Below are 16,520 nucleotides of genomic sequence, written 5' to 3'. Positions count from 1 at the left end.
CCGGCGCCCGATATTCAGATCCGGCTGATCTACACCGGTGAAATCCGGTTGGCCGGTTGTTAAGATCCGCGGCATCGATCCGCTAGCAAATATGATTCCGCATACCCGAGGGAGACTTGCGTGACGGTTACCGACGACTACCTGGCCAACAACGCCACCTACGCGAGCGCCTTCAAAGGCCCGTTGCCGCTGCCGCCGAGCAAACACATCGCGGTGCTGGCGTGCATGGATGCCCGCATCGACGTCTACCGGGTGCTCGGGATCAACGAGGGCGAGTCGCACGTCATCCGCAACGCCGGCGGGGTGGCCACCGACGACGCCATCCGGTCGCTGGCGATCTCCCAGCGGCTGCTGGGGACCAAGGAGATCATTCTCATCCACCACACCGACTGCGGGATGCTCACCTTCACCGATGACGACTTCAAGCGCAGCATCCAGGAAGAGACCGGTGTCAAGCCGCCGTGGGCGGCCGAAGCCTTCCCGGACATCGCCGAGGACGTCCGCCAGTCGCTGCGCCGGATCGAGAACAGCCCGTTCGTCACGAAGCACGAGTCGCTGCGCGGGTTCATCTTCGACGTCGCGACCGGCAAGCTCGAAGAGGTCACCCTCTAGGGGCGAGCAGACGCCAAAACCCCCATTTCGTGCCGAAATGAGGGGTTTTGGCGTCTGCTCGCGGGGCCGGCGCGCGCTTGCGCGCGCGGGCCGCAGGCGGCCCTGTCAGCCGTCGTCGTGGGCGGCCTGAAAGTCCTCCACCTGCTGGGCGACCTCGACGACGTCTTCGAAGCGCGCGACGTGGAACAGCGCATCACCCTGGTGGACGATCGGCAGCTGGCTGCGCCCGATCACCAGCCCGGAATGGTCGGCGGTCACCGCGATTTCGGCATCGCCAAAGGGATCGGCGATCGTGCCGATCTGCTCTCCGCGGTCCACTCGGGCGCCGAGCGGCTTCGCGGCACGGAACATGCCGCTCTCGGGCGCGCGCACCCACGCGCTCGAGCGCGCCACGAACGGCTCGCTGCGGGCGCGGCGCCGGCGTGATGACGGCAGCATGCCGAGCCCGCGCATCACGTTGACGATGCCCTGCACCCCGGGGCGTATCGCCAGCTCCGCGAAGCGCAGCGCCTCACCCGCCTCGTAGAGCAGCGTCGGGATGCCCAACGCCGCGGCCGCCTCGCGCAGCGAACCGTCGCGGACCGCGGCGTTGATCAGAACCGGCACTCCGAAGCTGCGCGCCAGCGCCAGGGTCTCGGGATCGTCGAGGTTGCCGCGGATCTGCGGAAGGTTGTCGCGATGGATGGCCGCGGTATGCAGGTCGATGCCGTGGGTGCAATTGGCGACAATCTCGGTCATGAACCGGTCGGCGAGCTTGGCGGTCAGCGAACCGCGCCCCGAGCCCGGGAATGAGCGGTTCAGGTCACGCCGATCGGGAAGGTACCGCGAGTGGTGCAGCACCCCGTACACATTCACGATCGGGATCGCGATCAGGGTCCCGCGCAGCTTTGCCAGCGCAGGCCGGCGCAGCAGGCGCCGGATGATCTCGACGCCGTTCAGTTCGTCGCCGTGCACCGCGGCGCACACGAACAGTCGCGGGCCGTCGCGCCGGCCCCGCACCACCTGCACCCGCATCGTCAGCGGCGTGTGCGTGTACAACTGCGGGATCGGCAGCTCGACCGTGGCGCGGGTACCGGGCGCGATCGACTCGCCGCCGATCCGCAGCTCGGCACTCAACCCTTGCCCCGGGTGTTGGTCTTGCCATGCCGGGCGTGCTTCTCGATGAACTCGATGATCAGCTTGGCCACGTCGCGCTTGGTCGCCTCTTCGATGCCCTCCAGGCCGGGCGAGGAATTGACCTCGAGCACCACCGGACCGTGGTTCGAGCGCAGGATGTCCACGCCGGACACGTTGAGCCCCATGCGCTGGGCGGCACGCACCGCCGTCGAGCGCTCCTCGGGTGTCAGCCGGATGAGCGACGCCTCGCCGCCGCGATGCAGGTTGGAGCGGAACTCGCCGGGCTTGGCCTGGCGCTTCATCGCCGCGACCACCTTGTTGCCGATCACGAAGCACCGGAGATCCGCGCCGCGCGCCTCCTTGATGTACTCCTGCACCAGGAAGTTGGCCCGCAGCCCGCGGAATGCCTCGATGATGGCCTCGGCCGCCGAGCGGGTCTCGCACAGCACGGTGCCCTTGCCCTGCGTTCCCTCAAGCAGTTTGACGACAAGCGGTGCGCCGCCAACGATTTCGATCAGCTCGGAGGTGGCGTCGGTGGAGTGCGCGAAGGCGGTCACCGGCAGCCCGATCCCCGCACGCGCGAGAATTTGTAGGGAGCGCAGCTTGTCGCGCGACCGGGTGATCGCGACCGACTCGTTTAGGCAGTAGGTGCCCATCATCTCGAACTGGCGCACCACGGCGGAGCCATAAAACGTCACTGAGGCGCCGATCCGGGGAATCACCGCGTCGAAGGACTCGAGCTCCTCGCCGCGGTAGTGGACCGCCGGATCGTGCGAGGCGATGTCCATGTAGCACTTGAGGTGATCGAGCACCACAACGTCGTGTCCGCGATTCTCCGCGGCCTCGGCCAGTCGGCGGGTGGAGTAGAGCTTCGGGTTGCGCGACAGGATCGCGATTCTCATCGCCGGTCTCCCGGCAGCCGGTGGGCGCGGCGACGCGGCCGTCCCGACAGGTAGGAGCGGGCCGGGTCGACGTGGAAGCGTCCGCGCAGCGCGGTGCGCCCGAGCAGCATCCGGAAGCGCATCGTCTCTCGGTCGGTGAGTGTCATCTCCGCCAGGAAGCGCTCGCCGAAAACCTGAACCGCTGTCTCGATGACGAAGCGTTGCTCCCGGTGCCCGCCCGAATCCGCGACCACTCGCTCGTCGAGAACGTCGGCGAGGCAGATCTGTTCAAAGGTCGCGTCGTGCTGCAGCGGGCGCATCCCGAATCGCACTCGTCGCCGCCCGTTCTCGACCAGTGGCTCGACGAAGAACGCGTGCAACGCGGAGGTCCGCGCGCCAGTGTCCACCTTGCACTTGATGTGTTCGATCCCCAGGTCGGGCAGCGACACCCACTCCCGCCAGCCGAGCAGCGCGCATTCGCCGCTATCGATGTTGCCCGCCATGGACGTGTGAGACTCCGACCGGAACCGTGTTGGACAGAAGCGCCGAGCGCGATCTGGCGTCGGCGTCGAAAGCGGAATCTATCACCCGCGCCGGGGAGAACCCGTGCGCCCCAGAAAGCACTGGCCAGCCACCCCAACAGCGCATTGACACCGGCAACCCGGGCTGGTTCTATGTCTACTAATAACAGTAAATCTGGTCAATCCAACCAACTTAACCTGGAAATGATGCTGATGCCTACCGATGTCAAGGCCGGCCCCGCCGTCGGGCAGTACGAACTGAGCCATCTGCGTTCGCTCGAGGCCGAGGCGATCCACATCATCCGCGAAGTGGCCGCCGAGTTCGAGCGACCGGTGCTGCTGTTCTCCGGCGGCAAGGACTCGATTGTCATGCTGCACCTGGCGCTCAAGGCCTTTCGGCCCGGACGCTTGCCGTTCCCGGTGATGCACGTGGACACCGGCCACAACTTCGACGAAGTCCTGCAGACCCGCGACGAACTGGTCGCCGAAGCCGGGGTGCGCTTGGTGGTGGCCTCGGTGCAGGACGACATCGACGCCGGCCGGGTGGTGGAGACCATCCCGTCGCGCAATCCCTTGCAGACCGTGACACTGCTGCGCGCCATCGCGGAGAACAAGTTCGACGCGGCGTTCGGCGGCGCCCGGCGCGACGAGGAGAAAGCTCGCGCCAAGGAGCGAGTGTTCAGCTTCCGCGACGAGTTCGGCCAGTGGGATCCGAAGGCCCAGCGCCCCGAGTTGTGGAACCTCTACAACGGGCGCCACCACAAGGGCGAGCACATCCGGGTCTTCCCGCTGTCCAACTGGACCGAGTTCGACATCTGGTCCTACATCGGCGCCGAGAAGGTCAAGCTGCCGTCGATCTATTTTGCCCACCGCCGCAAGGTTTTTCAGCGCGACGGCATGCTGCTGGCGGTACACCGGCACCTGCAGCCGCGCCCCGACGAGAAGGTCTTCGAGACCTCCGTGCGGTTTCGCACCGTCGGCGACGTCACCTGCACCGGCTGTGTCGAATCCGAGGCGGCCACCGTGTCGGAGGTCATCGCCGAGACTGCGGTGTCACGATTGACTGAACGCGGAGCCACCAGGGCGGACGACCGGATCTCGGAGGCAGGGATGGAAGACCGTAAGCGGCAGGGGTACTTCTGATGGCGACACTGTTGCGACTGGCGACCGCAGGCTCGGTCGACGACGGCAAGTCCACGCTGATCGGGCGATTGCTCTACGACTCCAAGGCGGTGATGGAGGACCAGTGGGCGGCCGTCGAGAAGACGTCGAAAGACCGCGGTCACGACTACACCGACCTCGCATTGGTCACCGACGGGCTGCGGGCCGAACGCGAGCAGGGCATCACCATCGACGTCGCCTATCGCTACTTCGCCACTCCCAAGCGGAAATTCATCATCGCCGATACGCCGGGGCACATCCAGTACACCCGCAACATGGTGACCGGTGCCTCCACCGCGCAGCTGGTGATCGTGCTGGTCGACGCGCGGCACGGCCTGCTGGAGCAGTCCCGCCGGCACGCGTTCCTCGCCTCGCTGCTGGGCATCCAGCACATTGTGCTGGCCGTCAACAAGATGGACCTGATCGGTTGGGACAAGGAGCAATTCGAGGCGATCCGGGACGACTTCCACGCCTTCGCGGCGCGCCTGGATGTGCAGGACGTCGCCACCATCCCGATCTCCGCGCTGCACGGCGACAACGTGGTGACAAAATCCGACAAGACGCCTTGGTATGAGGGGCCGGCCCTGCTGTCCCACCTCGAAGAGGTCTTCATCGCCGGCGACCGCAACCTGGTCGACGTCCGGTTTCCCGTGCAGTACGTCATCCGGCCGCACACGCACGAACACCAGGATCACCGCAGTTACGCCGGCACCGTGGCCAGCGGCGTGATGCGTCCCGGCGACGAGGTGGTGGTATTGCCGGTCGGCAAGACGACCCGGATCGGCGCCATCGAAGGCCCGAATGGTCCTGTGACAGAGGCATTTCCGCCTATGGCGGTGTCGCTGAGCCTGACCGACGACATCGACATCTCCCGCGGCGACATGATCGCCCGCACCAACAATCAGCCCCGCGTCACCCAGCAGTTCGATGCGACCGTCTGTTGGATGGCTGACGGATCGGCACTGGAGCCCGGCCGCGACTACGTCATCAAACACACCACCCGGACCACAAGGGCGCGGATTACCGGACTGGACTACCGGCTTGACGTCAACACCTTGCACCGTGACAAGACGGCGACGGCGCTCAAACTGAACGAACTCGGCCGCATCTCGTTGCGCACCCAGGTGCCCCTGCTGCTCGACGAGTACTCCCGCAACGCCAGCACCGGGTCGTTCATCCTGATCGATCCCGACACCAACGGCACCGTGGCGGCGGGCATGGTATTGCGCGACGTCGCGGCGCAGCAGGCCAGCCCGAACACCGTGCGGCACAAATCGCTGGTCACCGCCGGCGATCGCGCGATTCAGGGCAAGACGGTGTGGCTCACCGGTTTGTCTGGCGCGGGAAAGTCGTCAGTGGCGATGCTCGTCGAGCAGAAACTGCTCGAGAAAGGCATTCCCGCTTACGTTCTCGACGGCGACAACCTGCGGCACGGCCTGAACGCCGACCTGGGCTTCAGCATGGCCGACCGGGCGGAGAACCTGCGCCGGCTGGCGCATGTGGCCACACTGCTGGCCGATTCCGGTCAGATCGTGCTGGTGCCGGCCATCAGCCCACTGGCCGAGCACCGTGAGATGGCTCGAAAAGTCCACGCCGACGCCGGATTTCAATTCTTCGAGGTGTTCTGCGACACCCCGCTCAAGGAGTGCGAACGGCGCGACCCTAAGGGGTTGTACGCCAAAGCCCGCGCGGGGGAGATCACGCACTTCACCGGGATCGACAGCCCGTATCAGCGGCCCAAGAACCCGGATCTGCGGCTCACCGCCGACCGCAGCGTCGAAGAGCAGGCGCAAAGTGTGATCGACCTGCTGGAAGTGCGCGCCTAAGGAGCCCGACACGCGGGGCTGGCACAATCCTGGTCATGCGGATGTCGGCCAAGGCGGAATACGCCGTGCGGGCGATGGTCCAGCTCGCGACGGTACCCAGCGGCACCCTGGTCAAGACCGACGAGCTGGCCCAGGCCCAGGGCATCCCGCCGCAGTTTCTGGTCGACATCCTGACCAATCTGCGCACCGACCGCCTGGTGCGCAGTCACCGGGGACGCGAGGGAGGCTACGAACTCGCCCGTCCCGGAACCGAGATCAGCATCGCCGATGTGCTGCGGTGCATCGACGGGCCACTGGCCAGCGTCCGCGACATCGGGCTGGGTGATCTGCCCTATTCCGGCCCGACCGTCGCACTGACCGACGTGTGGCGGGCTTTGCGCGCCAGCATGCGGTCGGTGCTGGAGGAAACGACCGTGGCTGATGTCGCCAACGGCACCCTGCCCGAGCATGTCGCGCAAATGGCCGACGACTACCGCGACCAGGAGAGCAGCCGCCGGCCCGGGGCGCCCCGCGGTTAGACCGAGCCATAGGGCCGGGTGAGAATCTCCATCGCGTGGCCGGACGGGTCGCGGAAGTAGACGCCGCGGCCGCCGTCGCGGGTGTTGATTTCGCCGGGTCGCTGGGCGCGCGGGTCCGCCCAGTGGTTGAGGCCCCGGGCCGTGATCTTGCCGTAGATGGCGTCGAACTCCGCTTCGGAGACCAGGAACGCGTAGTGCTGTGGACGGATCTGTTCGCCGTCGGGCGTGTCGGCGTAGTCGAGGCTGGCGCCGTGGTCGAGCGCCACGACCAGAAACGGGCCGAACGGCGTAGGGCTGGGCAGGCCGAACAATTCGCTCAGGAACTCCGCGGACTCCCGCTTGTCGCGGGACGCGACGATGGTGTGGTTGAAGCTGATACTCATAGTTCATCCTCTCTCTGTGGCGAGCGCCCGCGTGTTGCCACTGACACGCCGCCGCGGCCGTGCATTTGCGGACCCTCGCGCCACCGCCGGCCCCCGGCCTGTGGCGAGCGCCCGCGTGTTGCCACCGACACGCCCTCGCGGCCGTGCATTTGCGGACCCTCGCGCCACGGCCGGCCCCCGGCCTGTGGCGAGCGCCCGCGTGTTGCCACCGACACGCCGTCGCGGCCGTACATTTGCGGACCCTCGCGCCACCGGCAACGCCGCGCACACCCAAGGACCTACTTCGGGGCAGTGAGCTCCAAAGCAATGTTGTCCGGGTCGCGGAACTCCAAAATGTAGGACGGCCCGATGTCCTTGACCGGCTCGTGGGCGATCCCCAACTCGTCCAAATGGTCTGCCGCAGAGTCCAATTCAGGCTTACTCGAGAGCCGGAACGCGATGTGGTCCAGGCCGCACCGGTTCTCGTCGAAGCGATCATCGGCCACCGGCCGCAACCCGAGCAGCGCGCCACCCATGTCGTAGATGACGCCGCCGAACAGAAAGCCCAGCCGGCGCCGCGTCGCCTCGTCGGCGTTCTCCGGCGCCTCGATGAGCACCGGCCAGTCGAACACGCTCTCGTAGAACCGCCGCGACCGCTCGATGTCGGTGACGGTGAGCCGGACGTGGGCGATTGACGTGCTCGTTAATGCCATCCGCCCATGCTGCCAGAATCACTTGTGTGCAGATAGGTATGACCATGCCCGTGATGGAGCCCGACCTGGACGCGGCGCTGCTGCGCCAATGGGCGCAGGCGATCGACGAGGGCCCGTTCTCGTCACTGTGCTGGGGCGAGCGCATCGCCTTCGACAACCCCGACAGCCTGACACTGCTGGGCGCCATCTCAGCGTGGACGCAGCGGGTGCGGCTGGTGACGACGGTGATCGTGCCGCAGCTGCACGACCCGGTGATGCTGGCCAAGGGCCTGGCCACCGGTGACATGCTCAGCGGCGGGCGGCTCACCGTAGGAATCGGGGTCGGGGGACGCCATGAGGACTACAACGCCGTGGGCGCCGACCCGAAGACGCAGACCATCCGCGGCATGGCCGAACGCGTCGCGGTCATGAAGCGCGTGTGGGCCGGGGAGAAGACCACGGATTCGGTGCGGCCGGTGGGGCCCTCGCCGGTCCAGCAAGGTGGCCCGCCACTGCATGTCGGCACGATCGGACCCAAAACCGTCCGTAGCGCCGCCGCCTGGGCCGGGGGAATGGCCGGAACCACCTTGGACCTCGATGTCGCCAAGCAGAACGAGCTGTTCGACGTGGCGCGCACCGCCTGGGCAGAGGCCGGCAAACCGGAGCCGCACCTGGCAACGTCGTTCTGGTTCGCGTTCGGCCCGGCTGATGACGCCCGCGGCCAGGTGCACCGGCACTTGCGGCGGTACATGAACTGGATCCCGGCCGAGTATGTCGACGCCATGGCGCCGATGACCGGATGGGCGGGCACCGAGGATGAACTGGTGGCGGTCTTGAAGAGGTTCGCCGACATCGGAACCCATGAAGTGCAACTCATCCCCACCAGTTCCGACATCGAGCAGCTGCGCCGGGCCGCTGACGTCGTCGCCGCGTTGTAGTCAGCCGGCCCGCATGCTGTCCACCGACTGGTCCGACGGCTGTCCCTTGCGCAGGGTGGCCAGCAGTTCGCGGTACGGGCCCACCAGGTAAACCGTGTCGCCGCCCTCCAATCGCGCGTCGCGGCGCGGGTGCAGCTTGACCTGCCCGTCGGGACCGGTGATCGCGATGACACGGACTTGGGTGGACAGCTCGTGCATGGGCTTGCCGTCGAGCTCGCTGCCCGACGCGACGCACATCCCGCCGACCATGAAAGAGCGTTGCCCGACGGAGAACGTCCCCAGCACCTGAAGTCCCATCGCGGCGCCGATGAACCAGGGCGCCGCCAGATCTACCGTCGAGCGCACGTTGTCGAACCCGAATCGCTGGGCCACCGCCGAACCCAGCGACCGGTCGTACACCCGCAGCACCAACGGCACGTCCTTGCGGTGCAGCTTGCGGTGGGGGCGGGCGCCCAACATCTCCCGCAAGACGATGCCGACCTCGATGTTGACCATGTCGTCCTGGGTCAGCACGGCCACCGCTCGGGCCTTTTCGATCCCGGCGTATTCCAGCGTCTGGCGCAGTGTCGCGTCGCCGAAAATCACCGGTACATCGAGTTCGGCCGCCGCCGCCAGGTAGCGGTTGTTTTCGTCGAGTTCGATGACGGCGACGTCGCGGCCGGCGGCGGTCAGGTCGCTGATCACCCGGCTGCCGAAGGAACCCAGCCCGACGACGATGATGTGGTTGCGCATGTGGCGCACCCTTGAGCGCCCGGCCGAGCGGACGAAGCGGCGCGAGAGCAGCAGGTCGGCGATGAAGGCCACCAGCAGCGCGGTGGTGGTGACGCCGGCGAACATCAACATGATGCTGTACAGCCGCAGCCAGATTGGCTGGTTGAAGAAGTTGAAGTCGCCGTAGCCGACCGTCGCGATCGTTTCGGTGGTGAAGTACAACGCGTCGATCCAGCTCATGCCGGGCATCTGGTAGGCGTAGCGCAGCAATACTGTCGACCCCACCAGCAACGCCAGCGCCGCTCCCAGCGCCCGGAAGAACATCGGGTTCACTTCGTCGCGCAAGGTGCGCGCGGCATCGATGCCACGGTGCATCCGGGGCCGGCCGGAGCGGTTCGGCACCGGCCGGGGCACGGTCATTCCGCGGGCGGTCACCTCCTCGGCGGTGCCGATCATCACGGTCCAATCACCGGCGCGGACCTGCAGGTCCCGGCCCGGACACGCCACCACCTCGCCGGGAGCGGGGGACTCCTTGCCGCCGATCACCGCGACCGGCGCCAGGTCGCCATAGATTTCGCGCAAGGTCGCATCCCGCGGCGCTTCGGACCTCGAGACCACGAACCGGATGCCGGCTACCTCGAAAGGGTGCGCGGTATAGGCCAGAACCGATTCGACCACCGAGGGGGCGGCGAGATCGGCGACGTCCAGAATCGCGCCCGGGCCGTTGTCGGCGGCCATTGCCTCGCGCAACACGTCGTTGGCCAGCCGGGCGACCACCCGCACATGGGGATTGGCTTTTCGTGCGAGCAAAGCGATTTCGAGGTTCTTCGCGTCGTCGTCCCCGACGCACACCACCGCATCGGCATTGCTGAGGTCGACCCCGACGAGGTTGTCGCCGGTCAGCATCGCGACATTGGCGCCGACCTTGTTGAGTTCCTCGATGATCGTCGCTGCCAACGCATCGTCACCGCTGACGATGATGTGACGCACCATGTCCCGCCCGCTCCGCCATGAGTTGTCCCGCATGAACACCCACTCCCGATGAGATGGGCGTCGGCCGGCTTGAACTGACTATCGGTCACCGCGCCGGACAACGCCAGCAAGGACGCGCTTGTGCGTCGATTCGGGACCTATCTTTGTCGCGAGCGACACCGGCTGCAATGGCAGGGGGCCTTATCGGGACGGCCGCGGCACCACGGCGCGGTACTGACCCCGATACTGGCCAGGTGCCTTTCATCGAAACCATCGCGTCGCGCGAGGCCTATCGCAACCCGTGGATGGTGCTCCGCGAGGACGACATCCGCCGGCCCGACGGCAGCCCCGGCATCTACGCCGTGGTGGACAAGCCCACCTATGCGCTCGTAATACCCTACGACGGAACACGATTGAGGCTGGTCGAGCAGTTTCGGTATCCCGTCGGTGCGCGCCGCTGGGAATTTCCGCAAGGCACCGCGCCCGATCTGGCTGACCTGGAACCCGCCGCGCTCGCCGAGCGCGAGCTGCGGGAGGAAACCGGGCTGCGGGCAACGTCGTTCGAGGCGCTCGGGCAGCTCGACGTCGCCCCCGGGATGAGCAGTCAGCGCGGGTGGGTGTTTCTGGCCACCGGAATCACCGAGGGGCGCGCGGACCGCGAGCACGAGGAGCAGGACATGCGCAGCGCCTGGTTCCCGCGCGAGGAGGTCGAGCAGCTGATGCGCGACGGTGTGATCGCCGACGCTCAGTCGATTGCGGCCTACGCCCTGTTTCTGTTGCGGGGTCGATGAACTTTCGGCCCAGCGGCGGTCAGTCCTGGTATGACGATCACACAGCGCAACCTCGACGGCTACGGGACACCGCCGATCGAGTGGAGCCGTGTCAAAGCGGTGTTGGACGGCCCGTTGCCGCAGGCGCCGGGCACCGTTGGCCCGCAACGGCACACCACGTGGCTGGCCACCATCAACCCCGATGGCAGCCCGCACGTGATGGCGGTGGGGGTGCAATCGGTAAACGGCATCTGGTATTTCACGTCCGGACCGGCCACCCGCAAGTCGCGCAATCTGACGGCTGACCCGCGGTGCGCCTTCAGCGTCGCCACCGAACCCTTCGACCTCGTCATTGAAGGAATCGCCGAGCGGGTTACCGACAAGGAAGAGTTATCCGCTGTCGCAATGACATACGCCGCCGACGGTTGGCCGGCCGAGGTGGCCGGCGACGCGCTCACCGCGCCGTTCAGCGCGCCGTCGGCGGGGCCGGCGCCGTGGCATCTCTACCGGGTAAGACTATCCACGGTCTTCGCGCTGGGAACTGCCGAACCGTTCGGCGCGACGAAGTTCGAATTGAGCTGAGCGGGATCGTATCCGCGCCGATACCGTGTTGCGTCGTCGGGGCGACAGCATGGACACGATGCGTCTGGGATTGATCTCGGCGGTGCTCGCCGCAACGGCCTCGGTGCTCGGCGCGCCTGCCCTGCACGCGGCGAGCCCGTCGTGGAATGGCAAGTACTCGCTGGTGCGCTACGCGGCCGACAAGACCGGCACCAGCGTGGCCGCCGGCCAATCAGAAGCGACCTTCAGCGCCGACTATGTCTTCTCGACGGCATGTTCGGCTACCACATGCGTCGCCACCGCCAATAACGGTCCCAAGCCCAACAACCCGACGATCTCGGTGCCCTCGCACTACAACTGGGACGGTTCCCGGTGGGTCGAGCGCTTCGACTTCCAATGGGATTGCTATATGGGAGAGGGGGTTTCGAAAGTCTGGGCACCCGCCAAGTCGTGGGCGTTCTACACGCCGCAGGCCGACGGGTCACTGCGTGGCACCTGGCACACCGACATCGCCAGCGGCCCGTGTCAGGGCAGCGTCGAGATGCCGGTGGCGGCGTTTCGCGTGTGACCCCGCGCAGTGAAACGCCGCCCCACAGTATCTGTGAGGCGGCGAATCGGGGTTGAGGGTCAGGTGGTGGTGACGTACTGCGGGCAGTAGGCGCTGGCGGCGTCGACGGCGAAGGTATGCGCACCGCTGCTGCTCAGGCCCGTCCGCTGGGCCACACCGGCGATGACCTGCTTGCTGGACTGTCCGGCGTCCAGCGCGCTGCACACGGCGTGTGCCTCGCTGATGGCGCGCGCGCTGCTCGGCGGCGTGATGCCGTCGGCCTTGATCTGGGCGATGAAGGCGTCGTCGGCCGTGCTTGCGCCGGCGGTGCCGGCCAGACCGAGGGCGGCGAGGCCGAGCGTGGCGGCGGTCAGGGTGGTGCCGGCCAGGGAAGCGGTGAAACGACGAGTGAACATTGGTGTCTCCGTGTTACTGAGGGTGGTGGACGCTGGTTTGCGTTAACCAAAGCCTCATGCGCACGGCTTGTGAACTTCTCAAAAGATTCTTGATGTGCCCGTGATCAAAGTTTCTGGGTCGTGAGCCAGCTCAGCATTCGCCCGGCTACCGCCGGCCATCGCGGTTCGAGCATCATGTCGTGGGCCAGGTCCGGGAAAACCTCCGCCTCGGTGCCGTAAACCGCTGCGATACTTCGGGTTTCGCGCGGTGTGACGATGGCGTCGAGCTCCGCGCCCAGGACCAGCATGGCCACGCGTTTCACGTGCCGGGTGTCGACCAGGTCGAGGGCGAGCATGTCCAGAAAGGCCCGGTAGGACTCGTCCTGCAGGCGTCGTTGATAAGCATGGACCTCCTCGGCCGGCATCCCCGGCGAGAAGAACAGTTCCCGGGCCAGTTTCGGGGTGGCCACCAGCGGTCCCAGTCGCCTTTCGGCGTTGACCCTGGAGAACCGGACCGGGTGACGACGGGCGATGCGCCCGGTCACCCGGAGCACCCCCTTGGGACGGATGGAAGCCAGCAGGATAGCCGCGGCGGCGGTGTGCCGCTGCAGGTAGTGCTGAACCACGAAGCCGCCCATCGAATGCCCGATCACTACCGGCGGCCTCGGCAATGACTTCGCGACAGAGGCGACGTCGTCGACGTAGTCCCGGATCCCCGCCCCGCGCAACGCGCCGGGGCTCGCGCCGTGGCCCCGCAGACTGGGAGCGATCACGCGGAAGCCGTGGCCCGCGAAGAAATCCAGGAAGTGTTCGTCCCAGCACCACGCGGCGTGCCAGGCGCCGTGGACGAACAGGAGCGGCACCGGGTGCTCCTCGGTGGGCTCGCCCTTGGCGATGACTTCCAGCACGCGTGGGTCAGCCGGCGGCGTTGGGGCGCAGCGGCGGGCAGGCGCCGCCATAGTCCGAGGCCAGCTCGAAATGCCAGATCTCGTTGGCGTAGATCTGGCACAGCCCATAAGCCGAGCCGTTGCGGATGAGCCAGGTGTCGGCGTCGGTGGGGCCGACGTCGACGGCGCGGCCGATGACGTGCTTGGAGGTCTCGGGCGAGGCGACGTATTCGCTGGCGATCGCGGCGCTGCCGTAGCGGGCGACGGCGTCATTGAACAGCTGCTGCTGAAATTCCGGTGAGCGCCATCCCGACGTGAGGCCCAGGGTGATGCCGTCGGCCTTGGCGCCGCCGGCGGCCCGCTGAATCGCCTGCAGCAGCGCCGGGGTGAGTCGGTTGACTGCGGGGTCGGCGAGGTCGAAGGTGCTCAACTCTTGGCCGTCGGGCACCCAGCCACCCGCGGTGTCGTCGCCCGGTGCAGCAGTGGCCGGCACCACAGGAGCGACCGCGGCCAGCATAAGAGCAGCCGCCGCCGCCCAGAACCATTTCCGAATCATCGCCTTGTACCTTGGCGAGTCCGGCCACACGCGTCAAGCCGAACCGGCCCTTCACGCGGCCAGGACGGTCGAGACCAGCGGCTTGAGCGTCTCGAAGAGCGGCTGGCGGTCCCGCAGATAGAAGTGACCGCCACGCAGGATCTGCACCGAGAAGTCAGCGGTCGTGCGCGAGCGCCATTCCCGCAGGTCGGACTCGCTGACCAGCGGGTCTTCGCTGCCGCCGAACACGTGGATCGGGCAGGGCAGTTCCGCGGTGTTCTCCTCCCGGTCGGTCGCGCACAGCCGCAGGTCGTGCCGGGTCGTGCTGACGGCCCGTTCGTGCAGCGTCGGCCAGCGGGTCAGGCCCGTAGGCCAGCCGCCCAGGTCGGAGAACAAGGTCACCAGTTGCTCGTCGTCCAGCCCGTCCACCAGGTGCAGCGGTGGGGGCAGGTGCGGCGGGGCGTACGCGGACAGGAACACCGCGCGGGGCAGCGTGGCGCCGGCGGCCGCCCGCACCGACGCCAGCCGGTAGGCGAGCAGCGCGCCGAAGCTGTGGCCGAAGAACATGTGCGGCTCGTCGAGGTAGGGGCGCAGTTGCTCGTTGACCTCGTCGACGAGATCGCGCATCGTGCTGAACCGCTCACGGTTGGCGATCTCGACGGGAATCACCTCGACCGCGGGGGCGAGGGCCCTCTGCCAGGCTTTGAATGTCAGGCTGCCGCCGCCGGCGTGGTGGAAACAGAACATCCTCATGGTCGTCGCCTTCTTCTCGTGGCTGATGAAGCTCACGATCACGGATGCGACTTGAAGGATTCTTGGTGGATCCTTGCCCGGTTCTTGTGGCCTACCGGATGACGCGGTAGCGCAGATGCGCGACGCCGGGCGCTTCGAGCACGCGGACCATTTCCAGGCTGGGGTCACCGGCGGGCACACCGTCGAAGAGGCGCTCACCGGCGCCGAGTATCACCGGGTTCACTTGGAGGTCGATCTCGTCGACCAGACCGGCCCGGATCGCCTGCCGGGCGCACGAGGCACCGCCCGCGATGGAAATGGGACGGTCACCGGCGGCCTCGCGGGCTTGCCGATGGGCCGATTCGATTCCGTCGGTGACGAAGTGAAAAGTCGTTCCGCCCTGCAGCTCGATCGGCTCATGCGGGTAGTGCGTCAAGACGAAGACCGGGCAGTGGTACGGCGGGACATCGCCCCACCAGCCCGCCCAGTCGGAGTCGCCCCACTCCCCGCGGATCGGGCCGAACATGTTGCGGCCCATGATCGTCGCCCCCATACCGTCGAGCATTTCCGACATCACCTGCCGGTTGACCGGATGATCTCGGCCGGCGCCCAAGTGCCACCCGTGCAGCTGGTCACCGCCACGGCCAAGAGGGTGCTCCCTGGATTGATCGGGGCCGGCTACATAACCGTCGGCGGAGATCGACATCGAGAGATTGGTTCTGTTCACCCCAAGGCAGACCGGCGCCGCCGGTCAAACTCACCGGTTCAGTGGGCTGTAGAAGACCAGACCGTTGCCCTTGTTGTCATAGACCACCGCGCGGCGCTCGTGCGCATCGTCATAGGGCGCCCGCACCATCCCGCCGCCGCTGGTCTCGATGGCCTTGGCCGCGGCGTCGACGTCCGAGGTCTTGATGCCGACGACGACCTGGCCGGGGATGGGGTGGTCGACCGCGGTTGCCAGCGCGAGCGTGATCGACCCGCCGTCTAGGGCCGCGAAGTGGTCTCCGTCGCGGAACTTCACCGCCATTCCGAGGGTCTCGGAATAGAAGCGGATCGATTCGTCCAGATCGTCCGTCGACAACACGATCATCCGTACTTCCTGCGTGCTCACAGCGACCTCCCGCGGATCATTCGGCAGCTAAGCGTAATCCGGCCGGCCAGGAAGGTACGAGAAGATGGCTGGGCGACGGTGCGGAAATCGAGGCACTGCTGGCGATCCGCAACCTGGACAGTTACCCGCATAGCGGTGAGCCGGTGACGCCCGTGCTGCGGACCGTCAGGCGGTGAGCCTGCGCTGCACTTCCCGGGTCACGTCGAGGTGGCGCTGCACGGTCGCAAGGTCGGACTCGAGGGTGGTGGCGTCGGGCATCGTGGCGGCGGTGGCATAACGGGCCACCGCAGCTTCGATGGACTCGACGGTCGTGGTGATCGTGGCGAGCAACTCGCCCCGGTGGTTGGGTGCTAGCTGAGCGACCGCGACGAGATGGTCGTCGAGATCGAGCGCTGTCTGTTCCAGGTCGGCGCGCAGCACGATCGTCGTCCCGGTGTCGACGGCGTTGACGGCGTACAGGGCTTTCATCGCGTCACGCAGTCGGCGGTGCAGTCGGGCTTCGGGATCGTGGGACACCGCCCACGACCGGGGCGCGCGGGTGGGCCGGCCGGGGAGCAGCTGGTTGGCGTCGGTGAGCGCCCGTTGCTGGCGGCGATTGACGACCGCCACCACCGCCACTGCCGCAGCCACAATGAGCGTCAAGATCAGGATCACCGCGACGACGATGTCCAT

Annotated in this window: 20 protein-coding genes and 1 pseudogene; 8 read left to right on the top strand and 13 right to left on the bottom strand. The window is 67.2% G+C overall.

What is annotated here, in order from left to right; translation table 11 throughout:
• Positions 1-120 precede the first annotated feature (120 nt).
• Positions 121-612, top strand: coding sequence for a beta-class carbonic anhydrase (locus tag AWC08_RS21730; RefSeq protein ID WP_065135634.1), 492 nt, complete (start codon positions 121-123; stop codon positions 610-612).
• A 105-nt stretch (positions 613-717) separates the two neighbouring features.
• On the opposite strand, the gene AWC08_RS21725 is transcribed toward AWC08_RS21730, so the two are convergent.
• The 3 genes from AWC08_RS21725 to AWC08_RS21715 all read right to left on the bottom strand — a co-directional run bounded on the left by AWC08_RS21725 (position 718) and on the right by AWC08_RS21715 (position 3,112).
• Positions 718-1,626, bottom strand: coding sequence for a succinylglutamate desuccinylase/aspartoacylase family protein (locus tag AWC08_RS21725; protein ID WP_082986542.1), 909 nt, complete (start codon positions 1,624-1,626; stop codon positions 718-720).
• A gap of 98 nt (positions 1,627-1,724) precedes the next feature.
• Positions 1,725-2,630: a 30S ribosomal protein S6--L-glutamate ligase gene (gene rimK / locus AWC08_RS21720; RefSeq protein WP_065135632.1), complete on the bottom strand. Its 906-nt coding sequence runs from the start codon at positions 2,628-2,630 to the stop codon at positions 1,725-1,727.
• The gene (locus tag AWC08_RS21715) at positions 2,627-3,112 is read right to left on the bottom strand and encodes an ATP-dependent zinc protease family protein (protein ID WP_065135631.1); all 486 of its coding nucleotides are present in this window, start codon (positions 3,110-3,112) and stop codon (positions 2,627-2,629) included. Before AWC08_RS21715 ends, rimK begins: the two co-directional genes overlap by 4 nt.
• Before the next feature lie 163 nt (positions 3,113-3,275).
• Between AWC08_RS21715 and cysD the strand changes: the two are divergent.
• The 3 genes and pseudogenes from cysD to AWC08_RS21700 all read left to right on the top strand — a co-directional run bounded on the left by cysD (position 3,276) and on the right by AWC08_RS21700 (position 6,635).
• A pseudogene (gene cysD / locus AWC08_RS21710) lies at positions 3,276-4,273 on the top strand (sulfate adenylyltransferase subunit CysD).
• Positions 4,273-6,117, top strand: a complete 1,845-nt coding sequence (cysC, locus tag AWC08_RS21705) for an adenylyl-sulfate kinase (protein ID WP_065135630.1) — start codon at positions 4,273-4,275, stop codon at positions 6,115-6,117. Before cysD ends, cysC begins: the two are co-directional and overlap by 1 nt.
• A gap of 35 nt (positions 6,118-6,152) precedes the next feature.
• Positions 6,153-6,635 (top strand): Rrf2 family transcriptional regulator, encoded by a 483-nt coding sequence (locus AWC08_RS21700; RefSeq protein ID WP_065135629.1) that lies wholly within the window; start codon positions 6,153-6,155, stop codon positions 6,633-6,635.
• Here the strand turns inward: AWC08_RS21700 and AWC08_RS21695 are convergent.
• Together AWC08_RS21695 and AWC08_RS21690 are read right to left on the bottom strand one after the other, a co-directional pair.
• Positions 6,632-7,018: a VOC family protein gene (locus AWC08_RS21695; RefSeq protein ID WP_069433334.1), complete on the bottom strand. Its 387-nt coding sequence runs from the start codon at positions 7,016-7,018 to the stop codon at positions 6,632-6,634. The genes AWC08_RS21700 and AWC08_RS21695 overlap by 4 nt on opposite strands.
• Positions 7,019-7,296: 278 nt before the next feature.
• Positions 7,297-7,710: a VOC family protein gene (locus tag AWC08_RS21690; RefSeq protein ID WP_069433333.1), complete on the bottom strand. Its 414-nt coding sequence runs from the start codon at positions 7,708-7,710 to the stop codon at positions 7,297-7,299.
• 38 nt (positions 7,711-7,748) lie between these two features.
• Between AWC08_RS21690 and AWC08_RS21685 the strand changes: the two genes are divergently transcribed.
• Entirely contained in the window at positions 7,749-8,627 is an 879-nt protein-coding gene (locus AWC08_RS21685) for an LLM class flavin-dependent oxidoreductase (protein WP_069433332.1), read from the top strand.
• On the opposite strand, the gene AWC08_RS21680 is transcribed toward AWC08_RS21685, so the two are convergent.
• On the bottom strand, positions 8,628-10,364 hold the full coding sequence (locus tag AWC08_RS21680) for an NAD-binding protein (RefSeq protein ID WP_065135659.1): 1,737 nt from the start codon (positions 10,362-10,364) through the stop codon (positions 8,628-8,630).
• Positions 10,365-10,615: 251 nt separating this feature from the next.
• Here AWC08_RS21680 and AWC08_RS21675 point away from each other — a divergent pair, with 251 nt between their 5' ends.
• The 3 genes from AWC08_RS21675 to AWC08_RS21665 are packed head-to-tail and all read left to right on the top strand — an operon-like array spanning position 10,616 to position 12,209.
• Complete coding sequence (locus AWC08_RS21675; protein ID WP_065135658.1) at positions 10,616-11,101, top strand: NUDIX domain-containing protein; 486 nt, start codon at positions 10,616-10,618, stop codon at positions 11,099-11,101.
• 30 nt (positions 11,102-11,131) lie between these two features.
• Complete coding sequence (locus tag AWC08_RS21670) at positions 11,132-11,662, top strand: pyridoxamine 5'-phosphate oxidase family protein (RefSeq protein WP_069433330.1); 531 nt, start codon at positions 11,132-11,134, stop codon at positions 11,660-11,662.
• Between the two features lie 58 nt (positions 11,663-11,720).
• Positions 11,721-12,209, top strand: coding sequence for an Rv2253 family sensor-like surface protein (locus AWC08_RS21665; protein WP_142283720.1), 489 nt, complete (start codon positions 11,721-11,723; stop codon positions 12,207-12,209).
• 59 nt (positions 12,210-12,268) lie between these two features.
• Here the strand turns inward: AWC08_RS21665 and AWC08_RS21660 are convergent, their stop codons facing one another.
• The 7 genes from AWC08_RS21660 to AWC08_RS21630 form a co-directional block, all read right to left on the bottom strand.
• Positions 12,269-12,604 (bottom strand): DUF732 domain-containing protein, encoded by a 336-nt coding sequence (locus AWC08_RS21660; RefSeq protein WP_065135623.1) that lies wholly within the window; start codon positions 12,602-12,604, stop codon positions 12,269-12,271.
• 104 nt (positions 12,605-12,708) lie between these two features.
• On the bottom strand, positions 12,709-13,491 hold the full coding sequence (locus AWC08_RS21655; RefSeq protein WP_232007821.1) for an alpha/beta hydrolase: 783 nt from the start codon (positions 13,489-13,491) through the stop codon (positions 12,709-12,711).
• A 7-nt stretch (positions 13,492-13,498) separates the two neighbouring features.
• Positions 13,499-14,026, bottom strand: coding sequence for a M15 family metallopeptidase (locus AWC08_RS21650; protein WP_069433328.1), 528 nt, complete (start codon positions 14,024-14,026; stop codon positions 13,499-13,501).
• A gap of 51 nt (positions 14,027-14,077) precedes the next feature.
• On the bottom strand, positions 14,078-14,794 hold the full coding sequence (locus tag AWC08_RS21645) for a thioesterase II family protein (protein ID WP_142283719.1): 717 nt from the start codon (positions 14,792-14,794) through the stop codon (positions 14,078-14,080).
• Between the two features lie 55 nt (positions 14,795-14,849).
• Positions 14,850-15,464: a dihydrofolate reductase family protein gene (locus AWC08_RS21640; protein ID WP_069433327.1), complete on the bottom strand. Its 615-nt coding sequence runs from the start codon at positions 15,462-15,464 to the stop codon at positions 14,850-14,852.
• A gap of 30 nt (positions 15,465-15,494) precedes the next feature.
• On the bottom strand, positions 15,495-15,848 hold the full coding sequence (locus AWC08_RS21635; protein WP_069433326.1) for a VOC family protein: 354 nt from the start codon (positions 15,846-15,848) through the stop codon (positions 15,495-15,497).
• Positions 15,849-16,013: 165 nt separating this feature from the next.
• A complete protein-coding gene (locus AWC08_RS21630; protein ID WP_069433325.1) occupies positions 16,014-16,520 on the bottom strand; it encodes a hypothetical protein in 507 nt (168 codons plus the stop codon).

The sequence above is a fragment of the Mycobacterium gordonae genome (genome assembly GCF_002101675.1).
GTDB lineage: Bacteria > Actinomycetota > Actinomycetes > Mycobacteriales > Mycobacteriaceae > Mycobacterium > Mycobacterium gordonae.
Note: the sequence above shows the minus strand (reverse complement) of the source record. Positions and strands in the feature narration are given on the sequence as shown.